This is a genomic window from Pseudomonas sp. MPFS (assembly GCF_022537035.1).
Lineage (GTDB): Bacteria > Pseudomonadota > Gammaproteobacteria > Pseudomonadales > Pseudomonadaceae > Aquipseudomonas > Aquipseudomonas sessilinigenes.
In genome coordinates, this window is the sequence record NZ_CP066123.1 from 372,492 (window position 1) to 384,957 (window position 12,466).

Annotated in this window: 10 protein-coding genes; 5 read left to right on the top strand and 5 right to left on the bottom strand. The window is 62.0% G+C overall.

The genetic code is table 11. The features are described 5' to 3' along the window. Positions 1 to 92: 92 nt before the first annotated feature. From rfbD to rfbB, 4 genes are read right to left on the bottom strand one after another with little or no spacing between them, the layout of a single operon-like run. Positions 93 to 974, bottom strand: coding sequence for a dTDP-4-dehydrorhamnose reductase (rfbD, locus tag I9018_RS01590; protein ID WP_241108580.1), 882 nt, complete (start codon positions 972 to 974; stop codon positions 93 to 95). Continuing rightward, entirely contained in the window at positions 971 to 1,516 is a 546-nt protein-coding gene (gene rfbC, locus I9018_RS01595; RefSeq protein ID WP_068580221.1) for a dTDP-4-dehydrorhamnose 3,5-epimerase, read from the bottom strand. The genes rfbD and rfbC overlap by 4 nt, the downstream gene beginning before the upstream one ends. After that, positions 1,513 to 2,388, bottom strand: a complete 876-nt coding sequence (gene rfbA / locus I9018_RS01600) for a glucose-1-phosphate thymidylyltransferase RfbA (protein ID WP_241108581.1) — start codon at positions 2,386 to 2,388, stop codon at positions 1,513 to 1,515. The genes rfbC and rfbA overlap by 4 nt, the downstream gene beginning before the upstream one ends. Beyond that, positions 2,385 to 3,467, bottom strand: coding sequence for a dTDP-glucose 4,6-dehydratase (gene rfbB, locus I9018_RS01605; RefSeq protein ID WP_068580226.1), 1,083 nt, complete (start codon positions 3,465 to 3,467; stop codon positions 2,385 to 2,387). The genes rfbA and rfbB overlap by 4 nt, the downstream gene beginning before the upstream one ends. Positions 3,468 to 3,705: 238 nt before the next feature. Here rfbB and I9018_RS01610 point away from each other — a divergent pair, with 238 nt between their 5' ends. The 4 genes from I9018_RS01610 to I9018_RS01625 all read left to right on the top strand — a co-directional run bounded on the left by I9018_RS01610 (position 3,706) and on the right by I9018_RS01625 (position 9,321). After that, the gene (locus I9018_RS01610) at positions 3,706 to 6,624 is read left to right on the top strand and encodes an aminotransferase (RefSeq protein WP_241108582.1); all 2,919 of its coding nucleotides are present in this window, start codon (positions 3,706 to 3,708) and stop codon (positions 6,622 to 6,624) included. 259 nt (positions 6,625 to 6,883) lie between these two features. Then, positions 6,884 to 7,762, top strand: a complete 879-nt coding sequence (aguB, locus tag I9018_RS01615; RefSeq protein ID WP_124345513.1) for an N-carbamoylputrescine amidase — start codon at positions 6,884 to 6,886, stop codon at positions 7,760 to 7,762. Between the two features lie 5 nt (positions 7,763 to 7,767). Continuing rightward, positions 7,768 to 8,874 carry an agmatine deiminase gene (gene aguA / locus I9018_RS01620; RefSeq protein WP_068580233.1) on the top strand — a complete coding sequence of 369 codons (1,107 nt, stop codon included), beginning with the start codon at positions 7,768 to 7,770 and terminating at the stop codon, positions 8,872 to 8,874. 246 nt (positions 8,875 to 9,120) lie between these two features. Further along, positions 9,121 to 9,321, top strand: coding sequence for a hypothetical protein (locus I9018_RS01625; RefSeq protein WP_068580235.1), 201 nt, complete (start codon positions 9,121 to 9,123; stop codon positions 9,319 to 9,321). Positions 9,322 to 9,390: 69 nt separating this feature from the next. Here the strand turns inward: I9018_RS01625 and I9018_RS01630 are convergent, their stop codons facing one another. Then, positions 9,391 to 11,481: a TonB-dependent siderophore receptor gene (locus I9018_RS01630; protein WP_241108583.1), complete on the bottom strand. Its 2,091-nt coding sequence runs from the start codon at positions 11,479 to 11,481 to the stop codon at positions 9,391 to 9,393. Between the two features lie 284 nt (positions 11,482 to 11,765). Between I9018_RS01630 and I9018_RS01635 the strand changes: the two genes are divergently transcribed. Then, positions 11,766 to 12,461, top strand: a complete 696-nt coding sequence (locus I9018_RS01635) for a DsbA family protein (RefSeq protein ID WP_241108584.1) — start codon at positions 11,766 to 11,768, stop codon at positions 12,459 to 12,461. Positions 12,462 to 12,466 lie beyond the last annotated feature (5 nt).

Below are 12,466 nucleotides of genomic sequence, written 5' to 3' on the forward strand. Positions count from 1 at the left end.
GGAAAGGGCGCCTGTGGACAGAGGCGCATTATGCCCAGGGTCGGCCGACGTTTGGTAACGGGCCGCGGTGCCCGGCCAAACGTCGACAGGCTTTAGCCCTGTTCGGCAAGGCACTCGCGCAGAGCGGTGTGCCAGTCCGGCTGGATCACGCCCCATTCCCGAGCCAGGCGGGTGCAGTCCAGGCGCGAGTTCAGCGGCCGTGATGCCGGGGTCGGATAGGCGCTGGACGCAATGGCCTCCAGCACCGCGCAAGGCTTGTTCATGGCCAGCAATTGCTCGCCGATAGCCTGGGCGAAGCCGAACCAGGAGGTTTCACCATGGGCGGTGAGATGGTAGGTGCCCCAGGCCCCCGGAGTACCTGCCCGCCAGCGCTCGATCAGGGCCCGGGTGCTGTTGGCGATGGTGCCGGCCCAGGTCGGGGCGCCGACCTGATCGGCCACCACCCGCAGTTCCGGCCGCTCCTGTAACAGGCGTTGCATGGTCAGCAAGAAGTTCTTGCCGTGGCTGGAATAGACCCAGCTGGTACGCAGGATCAGGTGCTGGCCCTCGACCAGGTTGATCGCCCGTTCGCCTGCCAGCTTGCTCTGGCCGTAGACGCTCAGCGGATTGGGCTCGTCCTCTTCCACGTAGGGCGTGTCCTTGCTGCCGTCGAACACGTAGTCGGTGGAGTAGTGGATCAAGGGGATGCCCAGGTCGAAGGCTTCCTGGGCGAAGATCCCGGGCGCGGTGGCGTTGATCGCGTAGGCCAGTTCCGCCTCGCTTTCGGCCTGGTCGACCGCGGTGTGGGCCGCGGCATTGATGATCAGGTCCGGGCGCAGTGCCCGGACCTGTTGGCGGATCTGATCCGGATGGCTCAGGTCCAGCCGGTCGCGCCCCAGGACCAGCAGTTCGCCCAGGTCCCCGAGCCGCTGTTGCAACTCGCGGGAGACCTGGCCGTGCTGGCCGCTGATAAGGATCTTCAAGGGCGTGTTCATTGGAACAGCTCGGCTTCGTTCAGGCTTTTGCCATTCTGGTCCTTGGCCGAGAGTATTGGAGCTCCTTGCAACTGCCAGTCGATCGCTAAGGTCGGATCATCCCAGCGAATGCAGCGTTCGGCGGACGGTGTGTAGTAATCGGTCGTTTTATAGAGAAATTCGGCAAAGTCGCTCAGGACTACAAAACCGTGAGCGAAGCCTTCTGGAATCCATAACTGCCGATTGTTTTCTGCGGACAGGAGAATGCTGGTCCAGCGTCCAAAGCTGGGTGAGTGGCGTCGAAGGTCGACGGCCACGTCCAATACCTTTCCTGCAATCACTCGGACGAGCTTTCCCTGGGAGTGCTCGATCTGATAATGCAGGCCACGCAAGACATTCTTCGCCGAGCGCGAATGATTGTCCTGAACGAATTCTTTGTTTAGTCCTGTGGCTTCCTTGAATGCTTTGGCATTGAAGCTTTCGTAGAAAAAGCCACGATCGTCGCCAAACATCTTGGGTTCGATGATTAGTACGTCGGAGAGGTCGGTCGAAGTGACCTTCATTGTGTTTCTCCCGCGAGAGTGAACAAGTACTGGCCATAGCCGGTCTTGCCGAAATACGCGGCGCGTTCCAGCAGGTGTTCACGGCTGATCCAGTGATTCTCGTAGGCAATCTCTTCCAGACAAGCGACTTTCAGGCCCTGGCGGTGTTCGATGGTCTGCACGTACTGCGAGGCTTCCAGCAGGCTATCGTGGGTGCCAGTGTCGAGCCAGGCAAAGCCCCGGCCAAAGCGCTCCACATGTAGATCGCCACGCTTGAGGTAGGCATTGTTGACGTCAGTAATTTCCAGCTCGCCACGGGGCGAAGGTTTGACTGCCTTGGCGATCTGCACCACGTCATTGTCGTAGAAGTACAGGCCGGTGACGGCATAGCTGGATTTGGGGTGCTTGGGTTTTTCTTCGATGGACAGTGCGCGGCCTTCATTGTCGAAGTCGATGACGCCAAAGCGCTCTGGATCCTTGACCCAGTAGCCAAATACCGTGGCGCCGTTAGTACGTTTGGCAGCATCGCGCAACTGCTCGCCAAAGTATTGGCCGTGAAAGATGTTGTCGCCCAGGATCAGGCAGACCGGATCGTTGCCGATGAATTCCTCACCGATCAGGAATGCCTGGGCCAGGCCATCCGGCGAAGGTTGTTCGGCGTAGCTGAAACGCACCCCGAACTGGCTTCCATCACCCAGCAGATTGCGGTACTGCGGCAAGTCCTGGGGAGTGGAGATGATCAGGATGTCCTGGATACCGGCCAGCATCAGAACCGATATCGGGTAATAGATCATCGGTTTGTCATAGATCGGCAACAGCTGCTTTGAAACGCCGAGAGTGATGGGGTGCAGACGAGTACCGGAACCGCCCGCCAGAACAATGCCCTTGATCATGCAATCAGATCCTTGATGTTGGTGGAACCCAGGCGTTCGCCCTGGTAGCTGCCGTCCTGTACCCGACGACACCATTCGAGATTGTCCAGGTACCACTGCACGGTCTTGCGCAGCCCGCTGGCAAAGGTTTCTTCTGGCACCCATCCCAGTTCGTGCTCGATCTTGCTGGCATCGATGGCATAGCGCTGGTCGTGGCCAGGACGGTCCTGGACGAAGGTGATCAGGTCGGTGTAATGGGCCACGCCTGCTGGTTTTTCCGGGGCCAGCTCTTCCAGCAGGCCGCAGATACCGCGCACCACATCGATGTTCTTTTGTTCGTTATGGCCGCCGATGTTGTAGGTCTCGCCTACCACGCCTTCGGTCACGACCTTGAACAGGGCTCGTGCGTGGTCCTCCACATACAGCCAGTCACGTACTTGCAGGCCGTTGCCGTAGACCGGCAGAGGCTTGCCCGCGAGGGCATTGAGGATCACCAATGGGATCAGCTTCTCGGGGAAGTGGAATGGACCGTAGTTATTGGAGCAGTTGGTGATCAGCACCGGCAGGCCATAGGTACGCTGCCAGGCGCGGACCAGGTGGTCGGATGCAGCCTTGCTCGCGGAGTAAGGCGAGCTGGGAGCGTAGGGCGTGGTCTCGGTGAACAGGTCGTCGACGCCATGCAGGTCGCCATAGACCTCGTCAGTGGAGATATGGTGGAAGCGGAAGGCGGCTTTTTCCGCCTCGGGCAGCTGCTGCCAGTAAGCGCGCGTCGCTTCCAGCAGGCTGTAGGTGCCAACGATATTGGTCTGGATGAAGTCCGATGGCCCATCGATGGAGCGATCTACATGGGATTCGGCCGCCAGGTGCATGATCGCATGGGGCTGGAAGCGTGCCAGGACTGCGCTGACGGTGGCCTGGTCGATGATATCGGCCTTGACGAATTCGTAGCGGCTGTTGCTGGCGATGCTATGCAGCGACTCCAGGTTGCCTGCGTAGGTCAGTTTGTCCAGGTTCAGCACCTCGTGTTCCGTGTGCTGAATCAGGTGACGGACCAAAGCCGAGCCGATAAAACCGGCTCCGCCGGTGACGAGAATGCGCATGTGAGGTGGCCTGTGTCCTTTGAAAGAGATCATTTACTGCAAAAATGCAGCATAGCTTGTCGGCACGAAGCTCGCGGTGCAATAGGCACTGCTCATCGTTTGTGCCATGAGGGATCGAATACCGTCTGGTAAGGCCGTGTGGCAGCCTGGGTGGAGGCTGTTCAGGAGCGCGAGCACTTGCGTATCGCCCTGGCCAATGGCGATATAAGCGACCAATAACAATTACCGGGGTCGTTGTATGTTGCTCGCCACCTTGATCCACCGTGCCAGCCTGCCCAGTCCACAGGTCACCGAGCAGCAAGCGCTGGAGCTGTTGCAGACCCACTACGGCCTGCAAGGTTCCTTGCAGTCGCTGGGCAGCCAGCAGGATCTCAATTACCGCCTCGACAGCCCGCAAGGCCGCTTTGTGCTGAAGATCTGCCGTGGCGACTACTCCACCCTGGAGTTGCAGGCGCAGCATGAAGGCCTCGGGCATTTGCGACAGCATCCCGAATTGCGGGTGCCTCGGGTCGTTCCGGCCAAGAACGGTGCGGACCTGCTGACCCTGGAGCTTGCCGGACAGACCCTGCATGTACGCGTGCTCGACTATATAGAAGGCCGCTCCCTGACCCATCTGCCACACCTGGGCATCGAGCTGGTCGCGGGCCTGGGGCGGCTCTGCGGGCAGATGGACCTGGCCCTGGCGGACTTCCAGCATCCCGGGCTCGAGCGCACCCTGCAGTGGGATGCCCGGCATGCCCAGGCATTGATCGAGCACTTGCTGCCAGTGATCGAGGATCCCCGGCAACGCGCCTTGATCGCGGCGGCAGCACAGCGCACCGAGCGTCACCTGCGACCGTTGGTCGAGCAGTTGCCGGTACAGGCGATCCATATGGACATCACCGACGACAACGTCGTCTGGCGCCGAGACGCGGCACGGCATTGGCAGTTGCAGGGGGTGATCGATTTCGGTGATCTGGTTCGCACCTGGCGCATCACCGACCTGTCGGTGACTTGCGCGTCGCTGTTGCATCACGCCGAGGGCGATCCGTTGCGCATCCTGCCGGCAATCCAGGCCTACCACCAGGTCAATCCGCTGCAGCGCTCGGAGTTGCTGGCGCTGTGGCCTCTGATCGTTGCCCGGGCCGCGGTGCTGGTACTCAGCGGTGAGCAGCAGGTCGGTATCGATCCGGGCAACGAATACAGCCGCGCCAACCTGAATCACGAGTGGGAAATCTTCCGGGTCGCTTCTTCCGTGCCTTTCGAACTGATGGAGGCGGCGATTCTGGGGGCTGTCGGCCAGTCGCTGCCGGCCATCGCCAGCGAGGGCTTTGCTCCGCTGTTGCCAAGCCTGGTAGGGCGTGAGTTCGCCCTGATCGACCTGGGGGTGTTGAGCCCGCACTTCGAGGCCGGTAACTGGGAACAACCGGGAATCGACGATCGCCTGCTGGCCGAAGCGGGGGTTGCTCATGGCCTGGCCGCCAGTCGCTATGGCCAATACCGCCTGTCGCAGACCCGTCCCGACAGCGCGCTGGAGCCGCAAACCTGTCCTGTGCATGTCCAATTGCAAGTGCCTTCGGGCACCACGGTGGAAGCCCCGTTCGCCGGTGTCCTGCACACGGCCGCTGGCGGCCTGTTGCGCCTTGATGGGCCAGGGCTGAGCTTGCGCCTGTGGGGTGTCGAGGCGGCGCTGCAACCAGGAGCCGCCTTGGTCAAGGGCCAGGTATTGGGGGCCGTGGCGGCCGACGGTCGGCTCAAGGTGCAATTGTGCCGGGGCGCCGAGCTCGATCCACCGCTGTTCTGCACCCCGACCCGGGCCATGGCCTGGCAGGCCCTGTGCCCCTCGCCGGCGGCACTGCTGGGGCTGGCCTGCGATGCTGAGCCAGAGGTGGATGCCCAGGCCCTGCTGGCCCGGCGCGATGCCAGTTTCGCCCGCACCCAGAAGCACTATTACGTCGATCCACCACGGATCGAGCGCGGCTGGCGCAACCACCTGATCGACATGCAGGGGCGCTCCTACCTGGACATGCTCAACAATGTCGCGGTGCTCGGCCATGGCCACCCGCGGATGGCCGCCGAAGCTGCGCGCCAGTGGTCGCTGCTCAACACCAACTCGCGCTTTCACTATGCGGCCATCGCCGAGTTCTCCGAGCAATTGCTGGCGCTGGCGCCGGACTCCATGGACCGGGTGTTCCTGGTCAACAGTGGTACCGAGGCCAACGACCTGGCGATCCGCCTGGCCTGGGCCTACAGCGGTGGACGCGACATGCTCAGCGTGCTGGAGGCCTACCACGGCTGGTCGGTGGCTGCCGATGCGGTTTCCACCTCGATCGCCGATAACCCCCAGGCCCTCACCAGCCGCCCGGACTGGGTCCACCCGGTAACCGCCCCCAACACTTATCGTGGCGAGTTCCGGGGCCCGGACACCACCGCGCAGTACTTGCGCAGCGTCGACCAGCAACTGGCCAAGCTCGACGAAACAGGGCGCCAGTTGGCCGGTTTCATCTGCGAGCCGGTGTATGGCAACGCCGGTGGGATCTCGCTGCCCAAGGGCTACCTGGGTGAGGTCTACCAGCGGGTCCGGGAGCGGGGTGGGGTGTGCATCGCCGACGAGGTCCAGGTGGGGTATGGCCGCATGGGCGAATTCTTCTGGGGATTCCAGGAGCAAGGCGTGGTGCCGGACATCATCACCATGGCCAAGGGCATGGGCAACGGCCAGCCCCTGGGGGCAGTGATCACCCGGCGTGAGATCGCCGAGGCGCTGGAGGCCGAAGGGTACTTCTTCTCCTCGTCCGGTGGCAGCCCGGTCAGTTGCCGCATTGGCATCGCGGTATTGGATGTCATGCGTGAAGAGGGGCTCTGGGACAACGCCCGGGTCGTGGGACGGCACTTCCGGCAGCGCCTGGAGGCACTCAAGGCCCTGCATCCGCTGGTGGGGGCGGTGCATGGTTCGGGTTTCTACCTGGGCCTGGAGCTGATTCGCGATCACCAGACCCTGGAACCGGCTACCGAGGAAACCGCCCTGCTGTGCGAGCGCCTGCGCGAGCTGGGCATCTTCATGCAGCCCACCGGTGACTACCTGAATATTCTCAAGATCAAGCCACCGATGGTCACCACCCGGCAGAGCGTCGATTTCTTCGTCGACATGCTGTCCAAGGTGTTGGGCGAAGAACTCTAGGCCTGGCCCCTCATGGGCCGGCGCCGCATGTCCAGGTTGCTGGGGCGGGTGCCGGCCATGGGGACAGCCTAGGTATTGAAATGGCTTAAATCGATTATTATCGGATTTATTTCGATATTTGTTGATTAATTGGATTTTATTAGCTTCTAAAGTCGATTTTTATCGGATATAAAGTGGCCGTCGTCGGGCAGAAAATTGCCCTGCCCGCACGCTTTCATCCGTTGTCTTCGACTGCGTCCATTCGCCCAGGAGTTGATCCATGAGCCGTACCGTTACCGTCGCCGCTACCCAGATGGCCTGTTCCTGGGACCTTGAGGCCAACCTCGACACCGCTGAAAAGCTGGTGCGCGAAGCCGCCGCCAAGGGCGCGCAGATCATCCTGATCCAGGAGCTGTTCGAGACTCCGTACTTCTGCCAGAAACCCAATCCGGACTACCTGCAACTGGCCACGCCGACCGAGGCCAATGCGGCCATCGCGCACTTCCAGAAGCTTGCCCGGGAGCTGCAAGTGGTGCTGCCCATCAGCTTCTTCGAACTGGCTGGCCGGGCGCGCTTCAACAGCATCGCGATCATCGATGCCGATGGCAGCAACCTCGGGATTTATCGTAAAAGCCATATCCCGGACGGCCCCGGTTACCACGAGAAGTACTACTTCAATCCGGGGGATACCGGCTTCAAGGTGTGGAACACCCGCTACGCCAAGATTGGCGTGGGCATCTGCTGGGACCAGTGGTTCCCCGAGTGCGCGCGCAGCATGGCCCTGCAGGGGGCAGAGATCCTGTTCTACCCCACCGCCATCGGCAGCGAGCCCCACGATTCGAGCATTTCCTCGCGCGACCATTGGCAGCGGGTGCAACAGGGCCATGCCGGCGCCAATCTGATGCCGCTGGTGGCCAGCAACCGCATCGGCAACGAGGAGCAGGACGGCTACGACATCACCTTCTACGGTTCGTCCTTTATCGCCAACCCGTTCGGCGAGAAGGTCCAGGAGCTCAACCAGACCGAAGAAGGTATCCTTGTGCACAGTTTCGACCTCGACGAGCTCGAGCACATCCGCAGCGCCTGGGGCAGTTTCCGTGACCGCCGTCCGAACCTCTATGGCGCCCTGAAAACCCTCGACGGTTCCCTGGAGTCCTGAACACTATGAGTACTTTGCACAGCACGCCGCGCGCCGACGGTTTCTACATGCCGGCCGAATGGGCCACCCAGACCCAGGCCTGGATGATCTGGCCCGAGCGTCCGGATAACTGGCGCCTGGGCGGCAAGCCAGCCCAGGCGGCCCATGCCGCAGTGGCCAAGGCCATTGCCCGCTTCGAACCGGTGACCGTGGCGGTGTCCGCGGCCCAGTATGAAAACGCCCGGGCACGCCTGGACGTACCCAATATCCGCGTGGTGGAGATGTCCAGCGATGACGCCTGGGTCCGCGACACCGGCCCGACCTTCGTCATCAACGACACCGGCGAAGTACGTGGCGTGCACTGGGGCTTCAACTCCTGGGGCGGCTTCGAGGGCGGCCTGTACGCGCCGTGGAATCGTGACGAGCAGGTGGCCAGCAAGGTGCTGGAGATAGAGCGTTGCCAGGAATACCGCACCGAGGGCTTCGTGCTCGAGGGCGGTTCGATCCACGTCGATGGCGAAGGCACCCTGATCACCACCGAGGAATGCCTGCTCAACCACAACCGCAATCCGCACCTGTCTCGCGAGCAGATCGAGGCGGTGCTGCGTGATCACCTGGCGGTGGAACAGATCGTCTGGCTGCCGGACGGCCTGTACAACGACGAAACCGACGGCCATGTGGATAACTTCTGCTGCTACGTGCGTCCGGGCGAAGTGCTGCTGGCCTGGACCGACGACCCGCAGGACCCGAACTACCCTCGTTGCCAGGCCGCCATGCAGGTGCTGGAAAACACCCGCGACGCCAAGGGCCGCGCGTTCAAGGTGCACAAGATGCCGATCCCCGGGCCGCTGTATGCCACCGAGGAAGAGTGCGCCGGAGTCGATGCGGTAGAAGGCAGCCAGGAGCGCAACCCATCGGTGCGCCTGGCCGGCTCCTACGTGAACTTCCTGATCGTCAATGGCGGGATCATCGCCCCGAGTTTCGATGATCCGATGGACGCACCCGCCAAGGCGATCCTGCAGCAATTGTTCCCTGAGCACGAAGTGGTGATGGTACCTGGGCGCGAACTGTTACTGGGCGGTGGCAACATCCACTGCCTTACCCAACAGCAGCCCGCCCCCCACCGGATTTGAGTGCCGTTGTAACAGAAGTTGTCGACTGCGTGACGGTCAACAAACCCGGCCCATCCTGAGATTCTTCATAGCGCCCGCAGCCCAGATGGGTTGCGGGCTTTTTCATGGCCGCATGCCCGTATGCCGGGCACATTGGCACAGCTCTTGTATCGGACCTGTGGTGATTCTGAGACATGTGGAACTCTGATGTTCTGTCATAAACCTTGGATAAGTTAGGCCGCTCAGATACCGGGAGAGAGCGCTGGAATGAACATGGTCAGCGAGCGGGCATCGCATCCCTTGGCAATGAGTAATGAGTCACTGCAGGTTCTGGTGCAATGGTTGAAATCCAATGGCACGCGTCAGATGAGGGAACCTGATCCGCGCCGGATCATCATCGAGCGTTACCCCGCTGGATTGCTCAGCGAGGCGGAGCTGCAAGCACTGTGGGATGTGGTGAAAGGATAGAACGACAATGGATTGTAAAAAGCGCTGCCAGGATGGCAGCGCTTTTTTTTCGCCTGCGATTCGCACGGATCAGAAGCTGTAGGTCCCGCTGACCACCAGGCTGCGGGGGTCGCCCGGCTGGATCTGGTAGGCGCTGGTGGCGGAGCTGTAGTAGTCGCGGTTGGCGATGTTGTTCAGCGCCGCGCGCACATCCCAGTCCTTGTGGCGGTAGCCGGCCAGGGCGTCCCAGCGGCCGTAGCCGGGTAGCGCCACGGTATTGGCGTTGTCGGCGAAACGATCGCCCACCAGGGTCAGGCCGGTCTCGGCATACCAGCCCAGCTCGGGTTTCCAGGTCACGAACAGGCTGGCGTTACGCTTGGCCACATCGTTGATGCGCTTGCCCTCGTTACCGTTGTCGTCCTTGACGATGGTGGCGTCCTGCAGGCCGATGCCTCCTCGTACATACCAATTGCCGACCACATTGCCGGTGGCGGTCAGTTCGAGGCCGCGTGAACGCTGCAGCCCCGTCAGCAGGTAGGTTCCCTTGTTCAGCGGGTCTTCTGTACGGCGGTTGTACAGTTCGATTTCGTACAGCGCGAGGGTGGTGCTCAAGCGCTCGTCGAGCCACTCGCTCTTGACCCCGATTTCCTTCTGTCGGGTCAGCTCGGGAGCGGTCTGGTTGGTATTGCCCTTGGCTCCCGGAGAGATGCCGATAAGACCGCCGCCAACCGGGGCGAAGGACTTGCTCCAGGAGGCGTAGAACGAGTGATCTTTCCACGGCGTGTAGACCAGCCCCACACGTGGGCTGGTGCTGGTGCTGTCCTGCTTTTCCTGCAGGCCTGAAAGCTTGCTGGTGGTTTCCACTTCGAAGCGGTCGAAGCGTACGCCGGCCAGCAACTGCCACTCGTCGTTCAGGCGGATCTGGTCCTGCAGGTATAGGCCGGCACTGTCGACGTTGGTCAGGTTGTTGCTGAATACCTTCATCGCACCGTTGTGTTGCTGGCGTGCGGTGGCGCCGCTCAGGGGAGCGCCGGGCACGCCGACGCCTTGATTGAGCAGCGAGTGGCGGCGTTGCTCGCCTACTTCCAGGCCCGCCAGCAATGTGTGCTCGATGCCGTAGGTTGGCACATGGCCTTCGAGCTCGACGGTGTTGTACAGGTTGCGGGTACTCAGGTCCTGCTGCCAGCGCTGGCGGTCTACCAGGCCTGTCGCCGGTTTGTAGCCTGTGAGGTAGGTGTTGTCGAAATCGCTCTCCAGCTTGAACAGGCTGAAGCTGTGACGCAGTTGCCACTGGTCGTTGAGGTCATAGCTCAGGCGCGAGCGCAGCGATTGGGCGCGGTCGTTGATGTAGTCGCGCTGGGTGTCGCCATAGGTGGTCTTGCGGCTGACATCGGCCGGGCGTCCGGTCAGCGGGTTACCCGGGATACCACGGTCGGGAGTGCGGTCGTAGCGGCTGTACTCGTATTGCACCAGCCAGTTCAGGTCCGGGCTCAGTTGCCAGCTCATGGAGGGGGCGAACAGTTGGCGATGATTGCCGTCGATACCATCGCGGAAGCTGTTCCTGTCCTCGTTGCCCAGGTTCAGGCGCAAGCTGATGTTGTCCGTCGGGTCGGCGCTGAGGTCGGCGTACAGGCTACGCAGGTCCTGGCTGCCACCCTGGACCTCGACGCTGGAACGGCGCCCGGCTTCGGGCAGTTTGCTCACCCGGTTGACGATGCCACCCTGGCTGCCACGGCCATAGAGCACCGCTGCCGGGCCCTTGAGGACCTCGATCCGCTCGATGTTGTGCAGGTCGCGCACATACTGGCTGTCGTCGCGGATGCCATCCAGGTAGAAGTCGTTGCTGGCGTCGAAGCCACGAATCCGGATGCTGTCAAAGCGTGTGTCGGCGCTACTGCTGACGTTGGGAATACCGCCCAGGGCGCTGCCCAGGTCGTTGGTACCGTAATCGCGCAGGTTGCTGGTCTTCACCGTATCGATGGCCTGGGGTACGTAGCGCGCAGGCGTCGAGGTGCGGGTCGCGGTGCTCACTTCCTTGACCCGGGGGTCGTCGGGGCTGCTCCCTGCCTCGGCACGAATGGAGGTGGTGGGCAGGGTGGTGCCGGCGGCGCAGGCGAAACCGCTGGCCAGCAGGGTGCAGAGCCCTAGGGACAAAGGGGTGAGGCGGAAATGGGCAGGCATTATGAAGCGCATCCGAGAGGAGGAAATTCGAAGGGTGCGAATGGTAATGCTTGCTATTTACGTATGTTAATTATTTGCTAAGACGCGATCGAGTCTATTGTTTCAAATTATTTCAAAGCGCTATCAATTCAATTCCAGCCAATGATTCGTCCGCTGGCGCTACTCAAATGGAAAGATTCGACCGGTTACGGCAACAGACTAAAAGCCATTTCGAGGTTTTTCCGTTGGCCCGCGGGGCATAGTCTGGGCCCTGTCGAATTCCCAAGATCCTGCTGGAGCCTCGTATGTCCTCGGCCACTCTTCATTACATCTACGATCCGCTGTGCGGCTGGTGCTATGGCGCCAAACCGCTGGTGCAGGCTGCCCAGGCAGTGGTACCGGTGGTGGCCCATGCCGGCGGCATGATGACCGGCCGCAACCGCCAGCCGGTATCGCCACAATTGCGTGACTACGTCATGCCTCACGATCGGCGTATTGCCGAGTACACCGGGCAGCCGTTCGGCCAGGCCTATTTCGAGGGGTTGCTGCGCGACCACTCGGCGGTGTTCGACTCGGCGCCGCCCATCGCTGCCGTGCTGACGGCCCAAGCCTTGGCAGGCCGGGGCCTGGAGCTGCTGGGACGGTTGCAGACCGCGCACTATCTTGAAGGGCGGCGAATCGCCGATCGCGAGGTGCTGCTGGAACTGGCACAAGAACTGGGCTTTGCTCCGCAGGCCTTCGCCGAAGGCCTCGACCGGGTCGTGGCGCAGGAGCTTGACGAGCATATAAAAGCCAGCCGTGCGCTGCTGGCCCAGGTTGGCGGGCAAGGCTTCCCGACCCTGGCACTGGAGCGCGACGGGCACTTCCAGTTGCTTGACCTCAGCCCCTGGCTGGGTAAACCCGAGGCCTTCGCCCAGTGGCTGAAGACCTCCCTGGGCGCCGGTAGCGGCCCTTATGATGGCGTTGCCCCAAGCTGTGGCCTGGACGGTTGCACGCCCTGATCTCA